Below are 19790 nucleotides of genomic sequence, written 5' to 3' on the forward strand. Positions count from 1 at the left end.
GCACGTGGCGCCGGGCCCGCCGGTTCACGAAGCGGTCGTCGAGAAGATCGCGTCGACCCAGTAGTTGGCAGAGTTGTAGCTCGACGTCGGGAACACCCGGCTGGTGCTCGCCTTGAAGAGCCCGTTGCCGGCGCCGACCGCGCTGGCGGGCGCGGTCAGCGGGTACGACGACCGGGCTTGGTTGAAGTAGGCGCCGCTGTACGAGTAGAAGCCCACCTCGGTGTGGTACGAGACCACGTACGCCACGTTCGCGTCGATCGGCACCGGGGTGGCGAACTGCAGCGTCTGCCACCCGCTCGCGGTCTCGTTGACGAACGTCCCGGTGGCCAGCTCCTGGCCGGTGGCCGTCCACAGCGTGCCGGTGTGCGTGCCGGTGTTGCGGTCGCCCTTGTAGAAGCGGACACCCGTCACGTAACCGTCGATCGCCGAGACGAACCGCATGCCGAGCTCCAGCGAGGCGGCCTCACTGGCGCTCTCCACCGCCGGGGTGGCGGCCGGGCTGAACACCGTGCACGGGCAGCTGACCCCGGAGCCGGTGGTGAACTGCCAGGTCAGCGCGTTCGGCATGGTGTTGCCCCACAGGTCGGCGGCCTTCACCGACGCGGTGAACTGGGTGTTCGCCGGCAGCGCGGTGTCCGGCCGCAGGGTGGCCTTGCGGGTGGTGTCGTCGTAGGAGACCTTCGCGTCGACCGCGTTCCCGCCGGCGCTGAGCGTGAACGCCAGCGTCTCCGGGTCGATGTCGTGGTCGAAGGTCGCGGTCACCGCGGTGTTCCGGGCGACACCCGCGTCACCGGCGGCCGGGGCGCGCACGGTGACCACCGGGGGCGTGGTGCCGGCGGTCGCGGTCTCCACCACCGCGTCCACCCAGTAGTTGGTGTTGCCCCAGCTCAGGTTCGGGAACCCGCCGCCGGTGCCGTACTTGTAGACGCCGTTCGGCCCGGACACCCCGGACTGCAGCTGCTTCACGATGCCGTCGCCGGCGCCCTTGTTGTTGAAGTAGCCGCTGCTGTACGAGTAGTGCCCGCTCGGCGTGTAGTACGACACGATGTACGTGGTGTTCGCGGCGATCGACACCGGGTTGGCGAAGCTCATCTTCTGCCAGCCGCTGGCCGTCTCGTTGCTGAACGTCCCGGTCGCCAGCAGCTTGCCGCTGGTGGTCCACAGCTTGCCGAGGTGCGTGCCGGTGTTCGCGGCCGACTTGTAGAACCGCACACCGGTCACCTGCGCCGGCACCCCGACCTGGAACTTCGCGCCCAGCTCGTTGGCGTTGCCGTCGAAGGAGTCCACCTTCTCCGGCACGTCCGACGGTTTGTACGTGGTGCACGGGCACTGCTGCGGCCCGACCGTCACGTCGACCGTGCGGAGCGCCCCGAAGTTCAGGCTGTCGTCGATGCCGCGGACCCGGATCTGAGCCGGGCCCTCGACGATGGGCGTCCAGGTGTACGTCCAGTTCGCCAGCCCGTCCGCGGCCCGCCAGGTGGCGCCGCCGTCGGTGGAGACCTCCACCCGGGCGAGCTGCCCGGACGCGTCGGACGCGGTGCCGGTCACGGTGATCGGCGACAGCTTCGGCACCGTCGCGCCGGCCGCCGGGGCGGTGACGGCGCTGACCGGGCCCACCGTGTCGGTGGACTTGGTGGGCGTCTTCAGGAGGGTCTGCAGCGTCTTCGGCTGCACGCCCATGTCGGCGAACAGGTTGGCGGTGGCCTGCTGCATCCGCAGGTCCTCGGAGGTGGCCGGCCCGGTGTGCTGGGCGCTCAGGCCCCACGACCACTGGACCGTGCCGGAACCGAAGACCAGCGCGTTCGAGCTCTGGTCGCGGTACATCACCACGCTGTGGGTGGAGACGCCGTTGCCGTAGTTGTTGCCCTCGTCGAGCAGCAGGGTGCCGTCGGTGATCTGCAGGGTGGTGGAGGAGAACCGGACCATGCCCGGCGGCCGGGCCGCGTTCTCGATGTCGGAGTCCCACTCGTAACCGAGGGTGCCGGTCGGGAAGGTCGCCACCTCGCCGTTGTTCAGGTCCTTGATCGAGGTGTCCCGCCACAGCCGCAGGTTCTTGAACTCCGGCGTGACGGTCATCGCGTCGAACCGGTAGCCGTTGACCGTGAAGAGCGTGCCGGTGATCTTGTTCTGCGGCTGGTTGCCACCGGTGCCGGCGCCCGCCGGGTCCATCCAGGTGCCGGTCCACTGCCCGCTCGGGTCGGCGATGCCGTTCGGCGGATTCATCTTCATCTTGGTCATCTTGTAGCAGACCAGGGTGCGGTTGGCGCCGCCGCCGGTGGAGATGGACGGCTCCAGCCGGGTCCGCCAGAACGCCTCGTTGCCGCTGAAGAACGCCAGGTTGGTCCCGGACTCGCGGGCCGCCTCGACGTTGTTCCAGAGGTTCTGGTCCCAGTACTCGTCGTGACCCGACGACAGGTAGACCTTGTGCTTGGGCAGCAGCGACGGCTTGGTCGACACGTCGATGTTGGAGGCGTAGCTGACGTCGTACCCGTTGCGCTCCAGCCACGAGATCATCGGGTACTCGCTGGACAGGATCGCGTTGTCACCGGCGATGCGCATCGGCCGGTTGTAGCTGACCTTGTACGCGCGCCCGTCCGGAGCCGGGCCGCCGCCCTCGTACATGTTCTGGCCGCCCCACTTGTTGTAGGCCTGCCAGGTCTGGTCCGAGGTCTGCACCAGGATGTCGGAGTCGCTGCTGTCGTCGGCCACGACGAACGGGTACGGCATGTAGCCCTCGCCGTTGCCCTGGTCGAGCAGCGCCAGGTAGACGCCGGAGACCGCGGTCGACGGCACCTGCCAGGTGACGTTGGTGACCCAGTTGCCGCAGTCGACCAGGCCGGTGGCCGGGTCCCGGTCGCACTCGTCCTGGACCTTCTCGGGGAACGTGGCCGTCGGCGAGGTCGGCATCCGCCGCGCCCCGGCGCCGTTGTAGTAGCCGAGCCGCAGGAAGCTGACCGTGAAATCGGTCGGCGAGTTGACCTTCATCTGCAGCGTCTCGCCGGGCTGCACGCTCATCTTGGTGGTGAAGCCCTCGATGTCACCCCAGGAGCTGTCACCCCACCAGTCCTCGAGCGGCGTGCCCTGCTTGGAGTTCTCGCAGACGATCGGATTGGAGTTCGCGCCGCACGGGTCCTCGGCCGCGAGGACCGCCGCCGGCGTCAGGATCGCGGCTGCGATGACCAGCGCGGAGACCGCGCCTGATGCGAGCCTGTGTATCACTCGACTTCTCTTTTCATGGGAACGGTGATATCGGCCGGCAGGGCTCTGCGGGCCTGCCGGCCGTGCGGGGTCAGGTGAACCGGCGTTACTTCGCCGGTTGCGGCACCTGCTTCGTGGTTGGTACGCCGTCGATCGTTCCGACGACATTGTTCGACCACTCCCCATAAGTGGTGGAACAGTTGTTGTCGCAGCCGCCGGCCGCGTCCCAGTGGGTCGGGCCGAAGACGTTGTCGGTGATCTTCAGGTCGACGCCGGTCTGGGCGTACAGCCCGTAGGCGCCGAGGGAGATGAAGCTGTTGCGCACCTCGTAACCGCGCAACTGTGATCCGTCGACCTGCTGTGTGAACAGGACGGCGGTGATCGCCTTCCAGTAGTTCGCCACCGGCTTGCCGGTGTACGCGTCGATGCCCGGTTCGAGACGGCTGTTCTCGATGGTGACCGGGCCGCTTCCGCCGTACGGGAACACGCCTCCGGTGTGCGCCTGGCCGGGGTCGCTCAGGTTGGCGATGTAGTTGTCGTGCAGCCAGCTGTTGCGAATGGTGGTACGCGCCCCGCACAGGCACATCCCGCCGGTGTTCGCCACGTCCACCCGGTTGAGCGTGATGGTGCAGGTGGCGCAGTCGTTGATGGCGTGGTCGTTGAGCGGGACGCTCTTCTCACCGAGTCCGACCGGTTCCGGCCGGATGGTGACGTTGGTGAGGTTCAGCTCCAGGCTGCCCTTGGCGTCGGAGTTCACCAGGATCGCGCGGTTCTGCGCGCCGGGCGGCGGCGCGATGATCGAGTTGGTGATGTTGACCTTGCCGTGGCAGCTGGTGCCGATGTAGAGGAAGGCCCGGAAGTACATCCGGTCCAGGTTCACCGTGCCCTTGCAGTCGTAGAGATCCCATTCCAGGCTCTCCTTGTTGTGCGCCTGGACCAGCTTGTACCCCTTGGGCACCGGCAGCCGGGCGTCGGACTGCTGGTAACGCTTCACGCCCGGCGCGCCGACCGAGAACCGGGCCGGGTACCGCCCGCCGCCGGTCGCGGTGACCGGCAGCGCCTTGGCCTTGACCGGGGCGCCGGTGGGCTCGGCCGCGGGCCCGGGCGCCGACGGCACGGCGGAGCCGGGCACCGACGACGGCGGGGTCCGGCCCGGTGTCCCGCTGGGCGCGGCCGGGATCGGCGTGCCCTGCGGTGTGGTGACGGTGCCCGTCCCGGCGACCGGGGCGGTGTCCCGGTCGCGGAGCAGGACCACGGCCGCCAGCACGGCGGCCAGCAGCACGGCCAGACCGGCCGGGAGGAGGAACCTGCGCTTGCTGCGGTCCGTCGTCACGACAACTCCCACGGGGTCCAGTAGCTGTCCGGGTTGATGGTGTAGTTCACTGTCGGCTCCGGGATGTGTTCGACCCGGTGCCGGCGGCTGAACCGGTAGACGAGCTCCCAGTCCTCCTTCGGCGCCACCGAGGTGGTGCGCCGCAGCCGGCTGAACCGGGTGCTCGGCAGCCGTCGCAGCACGAGCGGGTTGTTGTCCAGGTAGCAGCGCTCCCAGGCGAGCTTGCGGTCGAACGGCACGGACAGCACGTCCCGGACGGTGCCGTCCGGCATCAGCCGCCGCATCGCCGTGTAGACCGCGTCCGGCCGGTCCGCGGCGGCCGCGGAGTCCAGTCGCGCCAGGGCCGTCTCCAGATGGTGCGGATCCCAGGTGTTGTCGTCGTCCAGGAACGCCACGAAGTCCGAGTCGGTCAGGCCGATCCCCACGTTGCGGCCGACCCCCGGCACGTTGATGTTGTGCCGCAGGCTCACCACGTGCAGCCGCGGGTCGCCCGGGAACGCCGGCAGCCCGCCGCCGCCGTCGTCGACCACCACCAGCACCAGGTCCCGCACGGTCTGGGCCAGCACCGACTCGACCGCTCGCAGCACGCCGTCCGGGCGCTTGTAGGTCAGCACGACGACGGCGACCCGGGCCCGCGGGCGCGTCCCGCCGGGCAGGCCGGCCACCAGGCGGCGCACCTCGGAGCGCTCGAACCGGCCCAGGCCGACCGCGGTGTGCCCGAGCACCACCTTGTTGCGCAGCTCCTCGAGCGGCATCCAGCCGTACTTCGCGCGTAGTCGCTGCTTCAGCGAACGCATGTCTGGGATCTCCTAAGCGGGGTCGGCGGCCAGCGCGGGCTCGGCGGCGGCCGGCTCCTCGGCGCCGGCGTCGCCGGACCGAAGACGTCTGACGAGCGGGAGGACGAACGGGACGTACGTGACCAGCGCGGCCAGGCCGGCCACGGTCAGGCCGAGGAAGCCGCCGCCCAGCCAGCGGTGCGCGAGCCAGGCGACCACGCCCATCGCGACACCGCCGAGCACCGGGCGGACACAGCTCGCCAGGATCGCCCGGGCCGGGATGCCCAGCTTGACCAGCGCGACCAGGAAGACCGGGACGACCAGTAGACCGGCCACCACCACGTGCCCGGCAGCGACCCCGGGGACGCCCCACTGGTGGGCGAAAAGCACCAGCACCGGGACGAGCGAGAACAGCCACCAGGCCTGCATCAGCATGAGCGTCTTGCGGACCCGGGTGGCGAGGCAGTCGTACGCCAGCTCCACCGCGACCCGCAGCAGCCCGAGCGCCACCAGGAACTGCAGCGGCCGGCCGGCGGCCTCCCACTGGTCGCCGTAGACGAACGTGATGATCGGTGTGGCGAGCACGCCGAGGACCACGCAGATCGGCACCGCGGCCGCGATGACCAGACTGAACGCGCGGACGAAACCGGCCGCGAACCGTTCCGGCGACTCGTCGGCGAGCCGGGAGAACCCGGCGAACGACACCCGCCGGGCGGTCTCCGACACCATCCGCACCGGCCAGCTCGACATGTTGAACGCCATCGCGTAGACGCCGACCGCGACCGGGCCGAGGATCGAGCCGACGACCACGGTGTCCACGTTGACGATGCCGAGGGTGAGCAGGCTCGCGGACGCCAGCGGGAACCCGTACCGGATCAAGCTCTTCGCCTGGTCGGAGTCCCAGCCGAACCGGAGCATGCCGGGCGCGCAGAGGCCGAAACCGACCAGGGCGACCAGGTTGCCGATCAGCGAGCCCCAGGCGAAACTCATCGCGCCGACCCCGGCCGCCGCGAAACCGATCATCGCGGCGGTGCTGACGGCGAAGTTCAGGATGTCCACGACGGTGCGCTTGAACTGCTGGAACTCGCGGTTCAGCTTCCCCAGCGGGACGCACGCGATGCCGTCGATGATCACGCTGATGCAGAGCACCCGCAGCATCGTGGTGGCTTCCGGCGAGCCGAGCGCCGAGGCCACGGCCGGTGCGGAGACGTAGAGGGCCACGTACAGCACGCTGCTGCTGAGCGTGGAGATGGTCAGCACGGTCGGCGCGAACCGCCGGATGTCGCCCTCCCAGCGGACCAGCGCGAGGCTGACGCCCATCTCGTTGAGCGACAGCAGCATGGCCAGCACCAGCAGGCCGACCGCGTAGAGACCCCACTCGTACGGCCCGAAGAACAGGCGGGCCAGGATCACGCCGGAGGCGAACGTGCCGACCCGGCGGACGATGGTGTTGATCAGGCTCCAGCGGGCAGCGGTCGCCACGCGCCTGTTCAAATCCGTCACTGTGGGTGTTCTCCGATTCTCGCCTCTTCACGGCGCGCCACGCTCAGGTATGCACCCGACAGGCCCAACATCAGGAAAGTGGATCCGGCCACGATCGGGAAGCTCAGCGTGTCGAATGTGGCCGTTACGACGAGCATCACGAACCCGACGGCCACAAAGGCCTGACCGGTCTCCCGGCGTTCCTCCGAGACGAACCGGCGGCGGCCCGCGCCACCACAGTGGATCATCGTGACGTAGAGGGCGACGATGGCGATCATCCCGACGATGCCGATCTCCAGCCGGGCGAGCAGGTACTGGTTGTCGGTGAAGCGGTACAGGTCGGGCAGGAAGGTGCCGGGACCGCGGCCGAACCACTCGTGCCCGGCGATGAAACCGTCCACGTCCTCGCTGGTGGCGGTCCGCGAGTTGGTGCTGTCGTCACCGCCGTTGAGCATCGCGCTGAACAGGCCGATCAGCGTGCCGATCAGGCCCGGCACGACGACCCGGGTGGCGCCCAGCGCCGGGATCAGCACCAGCAGGGTCTTGCCCACCCGGTCGGACTTCCAGGTGACCATCAGCGCGATCATGACGATGCCCAGGCCGATCACCGAGGTCCGCGACACCGTCATCACCGAGGCCAGCGCGATCAGGCCGACCGGCACCCACTTGCGCCAGACGCTCCGGTCCCCGCCGTGGAAGGCCTGCGCGATGGCGAACGGCAGCGCCGTCACCATGGTGGTGGCCAACTCCAGGGTGTTCGACGCGGTGGAGGTGGGCCGGACGAAGTCGCCGCGGCTGATCAGCTCGACCGCCGCGTTGGACTGGAAACCGGGGATCACGATCCAGGACGTCAGGCTCTGCTTGAGCAGGAACTCCGCCATGCCGACGGCGGCCATCACCGCGCTGCAGCGGACGAACAGCCGCAACAGCCGGTCGATCTGCCGGTACTCGGTGAGCGAGGTGGTCAGCAGGATCAGCGGCAGCCAGATCATCAGCTGCAGCAGGGCCCGGTCGGCGGCGCTGTACTCCATCACGTCGGCGTCGCGCCGGCCGACGGCCACGTACGCCAGCAGCACCGCCACGCAGTAGCCGAGCAGCGCGAGCCGGGGCAGCCGGGTGCCCTCGGCCGTCCGGACCCGGCGCATCAGCCAGCTCACCCCGTACCACAGCAGGGCGGTGAGCAGGAACAGGTTGGCCACCGTGCCGGTCGCGCCGATGCTCGGCACCACCAGCCGGGCCGGGATGATCAGGAGCAGGACGATGTAGACGGCCAGCAGCGAGTCCGGGCCCAGCGTGCGCAGGCGCTGCTGGGAGCGGTAGAGACGGCCCTGCTTTCCGGGAGCGGCCGGGTGGCGGGTGGCGCGGGCCTCAGCTGCCGTTGACCCGGTTGGCATCCTGGCCCCTGCGGTCCACCCCGGACTGGTAGGTCCGGGAGAGCGGCGGATTCGCCCCCTGCCGTGGCGGCACCACCAGCCGTTGCGTCTTCTCGGCTTCGGACGGGCTCGCCTGCGGCGGGGATGCCTGGAACGGCTGCCTCGGGGGTGGCAGCGGCTGTGACGGGGGAAGCTGCGGGGGCACCGGCGGCTGCGCCGGCGCGGGCCGGGCGGCCGGGGCCTTCGGCGGCGCCTTGGGCGGCACCGGGATCACCATGGTGCCCTCGATGTCGGCGGGCGCGGCGGCCGTGGCGGTCGCCGGGGCGGTCTCCGGCGCGCTGCCGGCGGCGGCCTGCGCCCGGCGGCGCTTCCGGGCACGGCTGATGCTCTCCACCACGAAGGCGATGATCAGGCCGAGCGCCGCCACGCCACCGCCGACCACGATGACCGGCTGGAGTTTCTCCTTGGTCAGCGCCTCCGGCTTCTGCGGCGGGATGACCTGGGTCAGCTTGATCCGGTCCCGCTCGTGCACGCCGTTCTCCACCTGGATGTCCAGGAGCGTGCTGTCGGCGTACTCCGCGAGCTTGGCGGCCGAGTCGAGCAGGTGCGCGCGGTCGTCGCCGGTCAGCGTCAGGGTCAGGAACGGGCCCTGGGCGTTCTCCGCGAGGGCGACCGTGTACTCCTCGGTGATGCCCCGGCCCTTCAGCGCCAGCACCGTGTCGGTCGACTGCAGCCGGCGGCCGAGGAAGTCGGCGGTGGCGACGAGCGAGCCGTTGAAGTTCAGGAACGGGTTGTCCTGGCCCTGGGTCGCGGCGGTGGTGGCCGCGGGCGCGCTGAGCAGACTGACCATGGTGTACGTCGAGTAGGTCGTGGGCACCATGGACCAGGTGGCGCCGCCCAGGCCCACCGCCAGCGCCAGCATCGGCACGACGATGTACCAGCGCGAGCGCAGAATGCTCAGGATCTCGCCGAGGTCCACGGACGCCTCTCCAAATTCCCGCCAGGACGTCTTCTGTCGCCACGGATTCCACAGCGGAGCGCCACCGATGTGGCCCCCCGACACACGATCGCCAAGCTATACGACGAATGCGAAGCTGGCTATCGGCAGTCGGGCCGGTATAGAGGTTGACAAGATTCGGCCTTACCGGCTAAAGCGGAGCGATGTTTCTGTCCGACATGGCTCGCGTCCTCTGGCGCCGCTGGTACGTGATCCTCGCCGGGGCGGCGATCACTGCCGCCTCGGTGCTGCCCGCGGCCCGTACCCAGGACCGTTTCCTCGCCTCCGAGGTCCTGATGATCCAGCCGCCGGTCTCGCACTACGCGCCGAACCCGGTCACCGGCCTCTACCCGTCGATCGCGATCACCGCGGCCGCCGTGGCGAACCGCCTGAACACCGCGGACTCCCAGGAGATGTTCCGGGCCAAGGGCGTCATCGGCACCTACCGGTTCGAGCCCCGCAACACCGGGACCCGGCAGCAGCCGCGGTACGTGATCGGGTCGATGTCGATCACCAACATCAGCACCGACGAGGAGGGCGGCCTGCGCTCGGTCAAGGTCCTGCGCAGCACCTTCGAGCAGGAGCTGGACGCCATGCAGGATGAGTGGCGGGTCAAGAAGGACCTGCGGATCACGGTGGCGCCGCTGGTTCCGCCGTCGTCGACGCTGCTGACCCACTCGCCGATCCGGTCGGTGATGGGCGTGGGGCTGCTCGGCGTGCTCGGCACCTCGGCTGTCGCATTCTGGACAGACGCGTTCGCCCGCCGTCGGCGAAGGACTGTCGACGAGCCACTGTCCTCGGCAGATTCATCGCAATGGACCGAACCGCTGGTCCGTTCAGCCGTCTAGCTCTGCCCGACGCGGCATGTCTACATGAGCCCTTCTCTGAAATGTTGTTCGCGTCGACAGTGCCGAACCGGGGGTAACAGTTGTGAAGGACCGGCGACCCAGTGTCGCGATTCTGGTGGCCAACCTGCCCGCCGAGAAGGATCGCCGGGTCATCCGTGAATGCCTCAGCCTCGAAGCGGCCGGATTCGACGTGACGGTGATCGCCCCACGCGGCGATCGCAGCCTCACCGTCCTGCCCGGCAGCGACCGCACCCGGCTGCGGCCCTACCCGGTCATCGTGTACGGCAGCGGCGTCCTGTCGTTCGCCCTCGAGTTCCTCTGGTCGTTCCTGTGGATCGCCGTCCGGCTGGCCGGCGAGATCGTCCGCGGCCGTGCCCAGGCGGTCCAGGTGTGCAACCCGCCCGACGTGTACTTCCCGCTCGCACTCGTGCTGCGGGCGCTCGGCCGGCCGTGGGTGTTCGACCACCACGACCTGTCGCCGGAGGTCTACGTCTCCCGCGGCGGCGAACCGAACCCGCTGGTCTCCAAGCTGCTGGTGGCGTTCGAGTGGCTCACGCTGCGCTCCGCCACCGAGGTGTTCGCCACCAACGAGTCGTTCAAGGACAACGCCGTACGCCGCGGGGTCCGCCCGGAGAAGGTGACGGTGGTCCGCAACGGGCCCGCCCACGCCGAGATCGCCGCGTCGTCTCCCCCCGCCGAAGACTTCCACCGCGTGGTCTATCTGGGCGTCTTCGGTCCGCAGGACAACGTCGAGGGCGCCGTCCTGGCCGCCGAGGAACTGGCCCGGCTGCGCGGCCGCTCCGGCTGGCGGATGATCCTCGCCGGGGACGGCGAGACCGCCTCCGCGCTGCGCAAGCTGACCGCCGAGCGGGGCCTCACCGACGTCGTCGAGTTCACCGGCTGGCTCAACGGCCCGGAGGTGGACGCGCTGCTGCGCGAGGCGACCGTGGCGATCCAGCCGGACCTGCCGACCCGGATGAACCAGCTCTCCACCATGGCCAAGACCGTGGAATACCTGGGCCGCGGCGTGCCGGTGGTGGCCGCCGACCTGATCGAGACCCGGGCCACCGTCGGCGAGGCCGGCGTCTACGTGCCCAGCGGGACGCCTCTCGAGTTCGCCGAGGCGATCGACAAGCTGCTCGACGACCCGGGCCTGCGGGCCCGGATGCACGAGATCGGCCGGGAACGGTTCCGCGACTTCCTGTCCTGGGAGCACCAGGCCGCGAAGTACGTCGCGGTGTGGCGGCGCCTGCTCGCCAAACACCTGCCGCCTGTCTCCGGTGCCCGGATCCCGTCGCAGCGCAAGCCCGCCTCCTCCGCCGACACCACCCGGGTCGAGCCGTGACCAGTGTCGTCATCGCCGCCCACAACGAGGCCGCGGTGATCGGCCGCTGCCTGGACACGCTGCTGGCGGACGCCGCGCCGGGCGAGTTCGACGTGACGGTCGCCGCCAACGGATGCACCGACGGCACCGTGCGGGTGGCCGCTGATCGCGGCGTACGCGTGCTGGATCTCCCGGAACCCGGCAAGGCCGGCGCCCTCAACGCCGGTGACGCCGCCGCCGTGGGTTTCCCCCGGGTGTACCTGGATGCCGACATCGTGCTGACCACCGCCGGCCTGCGCGAGCTGGCCACCGCGGTGACCGGGCCGGCGCTCGCCGCCACCGCCCGCCGCGAACTCGACCTGACCGGGCGGCCGCTGCCGGTCCGCGCCTACTTCAGCGTGCACCGGCACCTGCCGGCCCTGCGCACCGGCCTGTTCGGCCGCGGCGTGATCGTGCTCTCGGAGGCCGGCCGGGCCCGGTTCGACCGCTTCCCGGACCTGGTCGCCGACGACCTCTTCGTCGACTCGCTCTTCACCGCGGACGAGAAACGCCAGGTGGAGACGGTCCCGTCGGTGGTGGCGACACCCCGGAAGACCGGGGATCTGATCCGCCGGCTGATCCGGGTCCGGGCCGGCAACGCGGCGATGCGCGCGGCAGCCGAGCGAGGTGAGATCTCCGCTTCGGTACGCCCGTCGAGCGGCTCCTCCTGGCTCAAGGACGTGGTGCTGCGCCGCCCGTGGCTCGCGCCCGCCGCCGTCGGGTACGCCGGCATCACCGTCTACGCGGCGGTGCAGGCCAAGCGGCGCCCGGACACCGGCTGGGGACGCGACGAATCGACCCGCCAGGAAGAAGCGAATGCCTGAGCACGTCAACATCCTGTTCCACGGCATCGGCACGCCGCAGCGCGAGCTGGAACCCGGCGAGGACGCGTACTGGATCACCGAGGACTCCTTCACCGCGATCCTGGACGAGGTCACCTCCTGGCCGGACGTGTCCCTGAGCTTCGACGACAGCAACTCCTCGGACGTCGAGGTCGCCCTGCCCGCCCTGCTCGAACGCGGCCTGACCGCCGAGTTCTTCGTGCTCGCCGGCCGTCTCGGGCAGCCCGGCAGCCTCGGCGAGAAGGACCTGCGCGAGCTGGTCGACAACGGGATGCCGGTGGGCAACCACGGCATGTGGCACCACCCGTGGCGCGCCATGTCCCCGGCCACCACCCACGAGGAGCTGGCCGAGGCCCGCGACCGGATCGCGGCGGCGATCGGCCGCCCGGTGACCCGGGCGGCCTGCCCGCTGGGCCGCTACGACCGGACGACCCTGTCGTCGCTGCGCCGCCTGGGTTACACGGCGGTCTTCACCAGCGACCGCCGTCCCGCCGTGCCGGGCCGCTGGCTCCAGCCCCGCTTCAGCGTCTACCGCGACGACACCCCGGACTCGGTCCGCCTCGCGGTCCAGCGCTCCCGCCGGATCCCGGTCCGGCTGCGCAACGCGGCAGCCGGACTGGTGAAGCGCCTGCGTTAGCTGCCGGCCGGGGTGAACAGGAGCTGGTCGTCGACGACGGCGGTCTGGCCCGAGGTGACGGTGAAGGTGGCCGCCGACTCGAAGTCGGGCTGCTGCGGCGCGTACTGGCTGCCGTCCGCGGTGGAGAACCGCACCTTGTAGCGGCCCGGGGTGAGGGTGCCGGTGAGGTCGTAGGCGCCGTTCTCGTCGGTGGTCCGCGAGTGGCTGGCGATGGTGTCCACGTTGATGACATCGACGTACACGCCGGCGGCCGGCGCCCCCGCGGCGTCGGTCACCCGCCCGGTGATGCCCGCGGCCGCGATGGCCCGGTCGTTGACGCGCAGGGTCTGGCCGGAGCGCACGTGGAACCGGGTGGCGGCGGCCGGGTCGAAGGTGTGCGGCACGTACTGGTTGACGACGCCGACGCTGTAGTCGACGGTGAACGTCGCGTTCGGCTTGACCTTGATCCGGTAGGTGCCGTCGGCGGCGGTGACGGTGGCGCGCGGGTTGATGGTCTCCACGTTGGTCGCGGTGACCGCCGCGTTCGCCAGCGGCGCGCCGTCCGGGCCGAGGATCCGGCCGGCGATGTAACCGGCGGTGGTGACGGTGCTGGAGGCGTTGGTGTCGCGGTTGGCCCGCACCCGGTAGACCTTGGCCTGGGTGGCGTCGGCGATGCGGCCCGGCGCCCACTCCGACCAGCCGCCCAGACCGAACTGCACGCGGTAGGCGCCCGGCTCCAGGCCGGTCAGCCGGAAACTGCCGTCGGCCTCGACCGACTGCTCCTGGGACGGGTCGATGCGGCCGTCGGCGAAGACGGAGACGACGGCGTCGGTGACGACGGCGCCGCGGCTGTCCCGGACCACACCGGACAGGCTGCCCGCCGGGTCGGCGGCGAACGCCGGGCCGGCGACGGCGGTGGTGGCGGCGGTCATCCCGGCCAGGGCGGTGGCCAGGACGATCCGGCGGGTCATACGGTTCGGCTGCATGGTGGTTCCTCTCGGTGCGGCGGCGCCGTCTCCGGCCCGCCTCTTCGTTCGTCGCTTGGTGCGATGCGCGACCGGATCACCGAGTTCGGGGATTTTGGTAACGGAAAGATAACGGTGCTACTGCTGCGGCGTACGGGGATCCAGATCGTAGAAACACAGCCGCGGACCCGCACCCGGCCGCATGTAGATGTGCTCGCACCGCAGGCCCGCCTTCGCGAAAACCGGCAGCCAGGCGGCCCGGTCCCGGGGCAGCCCCTGCCCGGTCAGGACGTGCACGAGCAGGAAGTCGTCGTGGTTCTCCCGGTCCTCGTACAGCAGCTCCGGCTCCCCGACCAGCAGCATCTTCAGGGCCGGCAGGGCCGCGACGTACCGGCGCAGCAGGTCGGCCACCGCGTCCTCGCCGTGCCGGAAGTGCTCGTGCAGGGCGCTGACGATGCTCATGGCGTCGGCGTCGCGGCACTCCTCCGGCCACGTCTCGGGCTCGAACGCGTCGGCGGTGAAGAACCGGATGCGGTCGGCGACGCCGTGCTCGCGGGCCATCTTCTCGGCGACCGCGATGGCCTCGGGTGAGTTGTCGAGACCGATCCCGGTGAGGTTCTCGTCGCGCCGGCACGCGTCGATGAGCAGCTGGCCGGCACCGCAGCCGGCGTCCAGCATCGTCCGGATGCCGCGCTTCTCCGTGGCGGTTCTGATCGTCTCGCTGTGGAACACCTCGAACAGGGTGGCGCAGTGCCTGCCGAGCGCGCCGCCGTCGCGGTGGACGTCCACGCCGTACCGCGCCCTGCCGGTGAGCAGATCGCCCATCCGGGAGGTCACGGCGCCGTACGCCCCGGCGTACACCCCGAGACGGGCCAGGGTCACCTCGGTGGTCAGCAGTTCGCCGCGGCGGCTCAGCCGGTAACCGTCCGGCAGGTCGTCGACCACGCCGCGGACCACCAGATAGGTCAGCACGCCGCGGACCAGGTCCGGGTCGAGGCCGGGCAGCGCGCCGATCTCCTCGCGGCGCAGCCCGGCCCGCAGTTCGGTCAGCAGGCCCGTCTCGGCCAGCGCGTGCACGGCCTGGCACAGGTGCATCGCACTGATCAGCTGCGGCATCCCGGACAGCTGGAAGTCCTGCCATTCCCGCAGCTGAGGCTGGGTCTTGAGTTCGACGAGCCGGTCTACCCCATCGGTACGCACGATGCTCCTCCTCTTCGGCGGTCCCTTCCGGTGAGTCTGCGGCCCGGCGCCCGTCCGGGCCTCCGGTCCGGCCGGACACTGTGGCCGTCACCAATACCGTTGTGGCGCGGCACCGCGTTCGGCCGGCCCGGTCCACTGCCGTGCGACGCTCGGCGGGCAGCGTCCGCCGAACGGAGGGAAGATCATGCTGTCGCGTCCCGAACTGCATGGCACGTATGGAGCGGTGTCGTCCACGCACTGGCTGGCCTCCGCGGCGGGCGCGGCGATGTTCGACCGGGGCGGCAACGCCTTCGACGCCGCCGCGGCCGCGGCCTTCGTGATCCAGGTGGTGGAGCCGCACGTCAACGGCCCGGCGGCGGAAGCGCCGATCATGGTGCACGACGCCGCCTCGGGCGAGGTGACGGTGGTGGCCGGGCAGGGACCGATGCCGCGGCGGGCCTCCATCGAGACCTTCCGGCGCCTCGGCCTCGACTACGTGCCGGGGTCCGGCCTGCTGGCGGCGTGCGTGCCCGGCGCCTTCGGCGCGTGGATGACGGTGCTGCTGCGCCACGGCCGGCTGCGGTTGGCCGACGTGCTGGAACCCGCCATCGGGTACGCCGAGCGCGGATACCCGCTGCTGGCCCCGGCGGCCGCGATCATCGGCGCTCTCGCGCCCCTGTTCCAGCAGGAGTGGACCGAGACGGGCCGGATCTACCTGGACCGTGGCGCCGCGCCCCGCGCCGGATCGCTGATCCGCAATCCCGACCTCGCCGCGACGTTCCGCCGGATCGTGCGGGAGGCGTCCGCCCCGGGCCGGTCCCGCGAGGCCGAGATCGCGGCGGCGGTGGACGTCTTCCACGAGGGTTTCGTCGCCGAGGCCATCGACGTGTTCATGTCCTCGGCGGAGATGCTCGACGCCACCGGCAAACGGCACGGCGGCCTGCTGCGCGGCGAGGACCTGGCGGCGTGGCGCCCGGCCGTCGAGGCGCCGGTCACCGCCGGCTACCGGGGCCGGCTGATCCACAAGCCCGGCCCGTGGACGCAGGGACCGGTGTTCCTGCAGCAGCTCGCCCTGCTGGAGGGCTTCGATCTGGCCTCGATGCCGCACCTCGGCCCGGACCACGTGCACACCGTCGTCGAAGCCGCGAAACTCGCCTTCGGCGACCGCGAGGCCTGGTACGGCGACCCCGGCCACGCCGACGTGCCGCTGCCGGAGCTGCTGTCCCCTCGTTACACCGAGCAGCGGCGGGCCCTGATCACCGGCCGAGCCGCGGCCGGCCTGCGTCCCGGGTCCCCGCTCGGGCGCGAGCCGTGGCTGCCGTCGCTGCCCGGCGAGCACGTGCCGCTGGAGCCGGAGTGGATGGAGCAGCTCGCCCACGGCATTCCGGCGGTCGTCCGGCGTACCTCGCAGAACCGAGACACCACCTGCATCAGCGCCACCGACCGGGACGGCAACATGGTGGTGGCCACGCAGAGCGGCGGCTGGTTCAGCAGCTCCCCGATCGTCCCCGGACTGGGGTTCGCGCTGAGCACCCGCGGGCAGATGGCCTGGCTGGCGGAGGGCCACCCGAACGCGCTGGCGCCCGGCAAGCGGCCGCGGACGACGCTGAGCCCCACCATCGTGCGGGACGGCTCGGGCGCGCCGCTGCTGGCGTTCGGCACCCCCGGCGGCGACCAGCAGGACCAGTGGACGCTCAACTTCCTGCTCAACCACCTCGATTTCGCGATGACGCCGCAGGCCGCGGTCGAGGCGACGACCTTCCACACCGGTCACGTGCCCTCGTCGTTCATGCCCCGGCAGACGCCGCAGCCGGTCGTCGTCGTGGAGGAGGGTCTGCCCGCCGGGACGGCAGCCGCCCTGGAGGGGCGGGGACATCAGCTCCAGCAGGTGGCGGCCTGCTCGCTGGGCAAGGTGTGCGCCACCGGGAACGCCGGCGACGGCCAGGTCTTCGCGGCGGCGAGCCAGCGCGGTCAGCAGGCGTACGGGGTCGTCCGCTGACCGCGGCGGTTCAGGCCGCCCGGGAGACGGGCCGGCCGGCGCCCGCGCTGTCCGCGGCGCCCGTCACCTGCCACGCGGTGAGCGCCGCCTTCAACAGGCAGAGGTCGCCGGCGTTGGCCAGCGACAGCCCGGTGAGCTCGGACACCCGCCGGAGGCGATGGTTGAGCGTGTTCGGGTGGATGTACAGCTGCCGTGCCAGCTCGCGCCGGTCGCCGTCGTTGTCGAGGAAGGCCGCCAGCGTGTCCAGCAGGTACGGCTGGCACCGGGTCACCGGCCGCAGCCGCCCCGCCATCCGGGCGGCCAGCTCGGGCGAGCGGCAGAGCATCGCCTCCAGCAGAACGTCGTCGAGCGGGAACAGGCCCGGTTCGTGCCGGCCGAGCCGGCGCAGCGTCGTGACCGCCTCCCAGGCGTCGGACACCGCCGCCGGGATGCCCTCGACATCGGCGGGCAGGCCGAGGCCGACCGGGTGTGGCGGGCCCAGGGTGTGGAAGGCGTGCCGGGCGCGGGCGCGGCCGTCGGCACGGCGGACGGGCACCAGCACGGTGACGGCCCCGGGCTGCTCGGCGCTGAGCCAGTCGTGCCGCGCCGCGACGCCGGCGATCTCGGCGGGCCGGTGGGTGGGGACGGCCAGCACCGCGTACGTGTCGGCCGGTCCGCCCTCGGTCACCAGGGACGCGGGCAGCCGTTCCCCGTTGAGCAGCCGGTCGGCCATCTCGCGCCGGCGGGCCCGGGACCCGGTCGCGGCGTCCGGCCCGGTGAGCACGTGCTCGGCGAGTTCGGTACCGGCCGCGAGGTAGTGTGCCGATCGTTCCAGCAGCAGCAGGCCCTCCTCCGCCGTCGCCTCCGCCACGAGGGCCTGCCAGGTGCGCCGGCACATGTCGTTGCAGGCCTGGCTCACCACCGCGGCGGTGAGGGCGGGGTGGGCGCGGTTCAGCAGGCCGGCTTCGCCGATGCCCACCGGATGGGTACGGTCGTCGACCGCGCCGAGCACCCAGAGCGCCGCGTCGTGGACGATCCGGTGCAGTGCCCGGTCGGCGGCCGGCGCCGTCGGGGCGGTGTCGTGGTGGCGCATGTCCTGCACCGTGGCGGCGGCCAGTGACGGCAGGCGGCGGCGGATGCGGTCGAGTGCGGCGTGCAGGAGCCCCGGCCGCTGATGGTTCTCACCGGACAACGGTCATCACCCTCGGAATAGTCGAAGCGGCCCGGCCCGGCGGCGGGCTTTTCGGGCGCCTGCCGCCGGGCCGGGTGCCGGCCGGTCAGCCCCGGCGGAAGATGCCCGGGCCGGAGGTGAGCACTCCGGCGGGGTCGTAGCGGCGTTTCGCGGCCTTGAAAGCCGGCCAGGCGCTGCCGTAGTGGTCGCGCCAGTCCTGTTCGGTGAGCGGTACCGAGCCGATCGGGTACAGCACGGCGCCGTAGGAGCGCCGGGCCCGCGCGTACAGCCGCTTGTTGCGCTCCAGCATCTCCGCGCTGAACGCCGGGTCCGGTCCGGGGGCGCTGGAGACCGTGTTGACGTCCACCACGTACACGAACGATCTGCCGTCCGGGGCCGGGCGCCGGGGCGCCGGCCGGGTGGTGAGCTCGCGGCGCTGCGGGTAGATGAGACCCGCGCCGTACGGCCCGATGTCGCGGGGCGCCAGGGACGGCACCAGCTCCGCCAGGTACTGCTCGATGGTGGAGTCGGGAAGCCAGACGTCGTACCAGGGCTTGACCAGCCGGTCCCAGTTCTCGGTCTCCCGCAGGAAGTCGATCAGCCGGTCGATGGTGAGCACGTAGTCGAGGTACGCGGTGTCCTCGACGACGGGATCGGCGCTCACTCCGCCCAGGATCGCCGCGTCGTCCGGCGTCCCCGGCGCGTCGTAGAAGGCCGTGGCGTGGATCTTGTAGACCGGCGCCGGGTCCGGCGCCGTGAACTCGGCGTAGACGTGGTCGACCTGCGGCCGGTCGATGAGCAGGCGCAGATCCCGGAAGAACGCGGCGTTGTCCGCGTACTGCAGCACGAAGTTCCGCGCCCGCTGCCGGGCCGGGACGAGCTGGATCACCGCCTTGGTGATCACCGCGCACTGGCCCAGGCCGCCGAGGACCGCGTCGAACAGGTCCGGCTTGCGCTGCCGGGAGCAGCGCTCGACGACGCCCGCGCCGGTGACCACCTCCAGCTCCTGGACGTGGTCCACCTGCAGACCGGTGCGCAGGCCGCCGACGATGCCGCCGACCCCGCCCACCGACAGCGTGCCGCCCACGCTGAGACCGGTGTACCCGGTGAGCACCGGCGGGGTCAGCGCCGGCGACCGCCCGTACGCGGCGGTCGCCAGGTCCTTCCAGAGGATGCCGGCGCCCACCTCGGCGAACCGGTCGTTGATCCGGTGGATGCGGTTCAGATGCCGCATCTCGATCACCAGACCGGCGGACAGGCCCTGCCCGTACGTGGTGTGTGCCTGACCCCGCGCCGAGACCGGGATGTCGTGGGCCGAGCAGAACCGGATCATCGCGGCGATGTCGTCGGCCGACGCCGGCCGGAGCACCGCGGCCGGGCGGCGGTGGACGATGTTGCCGAGGTCGGTCTCGACGGCCTCCCGCGCCGTCGTGTCGACAAGCAGCTCCCCGCGCAGCGGCGGCGCCTTCGCGAACGAGGGCGCTTCCGCGGCCTCGGCAGCGGTGACCCAGCGGTGCCCGAAGAGGTCGAAGCCCACGACGGCGACGGCGGACGCGCCGAGGAATCCGCGGCGGCTGATCATATGCCCTCCCTGATGAACTGTCGCATAGCCATTCGCATCGAACCTAACGGATTCCCGAACGGGTGGACGTCACAGCTTTTCCAATTC

15 protein-coding genes are annotated in these 19790 nt (G+C 71.4%); 5 read left to right on the forward strand and 10 right to left on the reverse strand.

Annotated features, from left to right (window positions below; all coding sequences use genetic code 11):
- Window positions 1-24: 24 nt before the first annotated feature.
- From ACZ3II_RS31965 to ACZ3II_RS31990, 6 genes are all read right to left on the reverse strand, one after another.
- On the reverse strand, window positions 25-3219 hold the full coding sequence (locus ACZ3II_RS31965; protein ID WP_465522276.1) for a DUF4082 domain-containing protein: 3195 nt from the start codon (window positions 3217-3219) through the stop codon (window positions 25-27).
- Between the two features lie 85 nt (window positions 3220-3304).
- Complete coding sequence (locus tag ACZ3II_RS31970) at window positions 3305-4531, reverse strand: hypothetical protein (RefSeq protein ID WP_465522278.1); 1227 nt, start codon at window positions 4529-4531, stop codon at window positions 3305-3307.
- Entirely contained in the window at window positions 4528-5328 is an 801-nt protein-coding gene (locus tag ACZ3II_RS31975) for a glycosyltransferase family 2 protein (protein ID WP_465522280.1), read from the reverse strand. Before ACZ3II_RS31975 ends, ACZ3II_RS31970 begins: the two co-directional genes overlap by 4 nt.
- Before the next feature lie 12 nt (window positions 5329-5340).
- Window positions 5341-6810, reverse strand: coding sequence for an oligosaccharide flippase family protein (locus ACZ3II_RS31980; protein ID WP_465522282.1), 1470 nt, complete (start codon window positions 6808-6810; stop codon window positions 5341-5343).
- Entirely contained in the window at window positions 6807-8183 is a 1377-nt protein-coding gene (locus ACZ3II_RS31985) for an O-antigen ligase family protein (RefSeq protein WP_465522284.1), read from the reverse strand. Before ACZ3II_RS31985 ends, ACZ3II_RS31980 begins: the two co-directional genes overlap by 4 nt.
- Complete coding sequence (locus ACZ3II_RS31990; protein WP_465522286.1) at window positions 8158-9141, reverse strand: YveK family protein; 984 nt, start codon at window positions 9139-9141, stop codon at window positions 8158-8160. The genes ACZ3II_RS31985 and ACZ3II_RS31990 overlap by 26 nt, the downstream gene beginning before the upstream one ends.
- 197 nt (window positions 9142-9338) lie before the next feature.
- On the opposite strand from ACZ3II_RS31990, the gene ACZ3II_RS31995 reads away from it, so the two are divergent.
- The 4 genes from ACZ3II_RS31995 to ACZ3II_RS32010 all read left to right on the forward strand — a co-directional run bounded on the left by ACZ3II_RS31995 (window position 9339) and on the right by ACZ3II_RS32010 (window position 12849).
- The gene (locus ACZ3II_RS31995) at window positions 9339-10007 is read left to right on the forward strand and encodes a hypothetical protein (protein ID WP_465522288.1); all 669 of its coding nucleotides are present in this window, start codon (window positions 9339-9341) and stop codon (window positions 10005-10007) included.
- Window positions 10008-10089: 82 nt separating this feature from the next.
- Window positions 10090-11352: a glycosyltransferase family 4 protein gene (locus ACZ3II_RS32000; protein WP_465522290.1), complete on the forward strand. Its 1263-nt coding sequence runs from the start codon at window positions 10090-10092 to the stop codon at window positions 11350-11352.
- Window positions 11349-12194, forward strand: coding sequence for a glycosyltransferase family 2 protein (locus ACZ3II_RS32005; protein WP_465522292.1), 846 nt, complete (start codon window positions 11349-11351; stop codon window positions 12192-12194). Before ACZ3II_RS32000 ends, ACZ3II_RS32005 begins: the two co-directional genes overlap by 4 nt.
- Complete coding sequence (locus ACZ3II_RS32010) at window positions 12187-12849, forward strand: polysaccharide deacetylase family protein (protein WP_465522294.1); 663 nt, start codon at window positions 12187-12189, stop codon at window positions 12847-12849. The genes ACZ3II_RS32005 and ACZ3II_RS32010 overlap by 8 nt, the downstream gene beginning before the upstream one ends.
- Here ACZ3II_RS32010 and ACZ3II_RS32015 read toward each other — a convergent pair.
- Both ACZ3II_RS32015 and ACZ3II_RS32020 read right to left on the reverse strand, forming a co-directional pair.
- Complete coding sequence (locus tag ACZ3II_RS32015; RefSeq protein ID WP_465522296.1) at window positions 12846-13814, reverse strand: carboxypeptidase-like regulatory domain-containing protein; 969 nt, start codon at window positions 13812-13814, stop codon at window positions 12846-12848. The genes ACZ3II_RS32010 and ACZ3II_RS32015 overlap by 4 nt on opposite strands.
- Window positions 13815-13931: 117 nt before the next feature.
- Window positions 13932-14993 (reverse strand): SAM-dependent methyltransferase, encoded by a 1062-nt coding sequence (locus tag ACZ3II_RS32020; RefSeq protein WP_465522298.1) that lies wholly within the window; start codon window positions 14991-14993, stop codon window positions 13932-13934.
- 184 nt (window positions 14994-15177) lie between these two features.
- Here ACZ3II_RS32020 and ACZ3II_RS32025 point away from each other — a divergent pair, with 184 nt between their 5' ends.
- Window positions 15178-16971 carry a gamma-glutamyltransferase family protein gene (locus ACZ3II_RS32025; RefSeq protein ID WP_465522300.1) on the forward strand — a complete coding sequence of 598 codons (1794 nt, stop codon included), beginning with the start codon at window positions 15178-15180 and terminating at the stop codon, window positions 16969-16971.
- Window positions 16972-16981: 10 nt separating this feature from the next.
- On the opposite strand, the gene ACZ3II_RS32030 is transcribed toward ACZ3II_RS32025, so the two are convergent.
- Together ACZ3II_RS32030 and ACZ3II_RS32035 are read right to left on the reverse strand one after the other, a co-directional pair.
- Window positions 16982-18142, reverse strand: coding sequence for a PucR family transcriptional regulator (locus tag ACZ3II_RS32030; protein ID WP_465522302.1), 1161 nt, complete (start codon window positions 18140-18142; stop codon window positions 16982-16984).
- Window positions 18143-18227: 85 nt separating this feature from the next.
- On the reverse strand, window positions 18228-19703 hold the full coding sequence (locus ACZ3II_RS32035) for an FAD-binding protein (protein ID WP_465522304.1): 1476 nt from the start codon (window positions 19701-19703) through the stop codon (window positions 18228-18230).
- Window positions 19704-19790: the final 87 nt, after the last annotated feature.

This window comes from Actinoplanes sp. NPDC019969 (genome assembly GCF_055562375.1).

Bases quoted from the DNA above. Each gene is read 5' to 3' on its own strand.
- ACZ3II_RS31975 (WP_465522280.1), bottom strand. From the start codon at position 5,328: ATGCGTTCGCTGAAGCAGCGACTACGCGCGAAGTACGGCTGGATGCCG.
- ACZ3II_RS31985 (WP_465522284.1), bottom strand. From the start codon at position 8,183: ATGCCAACCGGGTCAACGGCAGCTGAGGCCCGCGCCACCCGCCACCCG.
- ACZ3II_RS31995 (WP_465522288.1), top strand. From the start codon at position 9,339: ATGGCTCGCGTCCTCTGGCGCCGCTGGTACGTGATCCTCGCCGGGGCG.
- ACZ3II_RS32010 (WP_465522294.1), top strand. From the start codon at position 12,187: ATGCCTGAGCACGTCAACATCCTGTTCCACGGCATCGGCACGCCGCAG.
- ACZ3II_RS32015 (WP_465522296.1), bottom strand. From the start codon at position 13,814: ATGCAGCCGAACCGTATGACCCGCCGGATCGTCCTGGCCACCGCCCTG.
- ACZ3II_RS32025 (WP_465522300.1), top strand. From the start codon at position 15,178: ATGCTGTCGCGTCCCGAACTGCATGGCACGTATGGAGCGGTGTCGTCC.
- ACZ3II_RS32035 (WP_465522304.1), bottom strand. From the start codon at position 19,703: ATGATCAGCCGCCGCGGATTCCTCGGCGCGTCCGCCGTCGCCGTCGTG.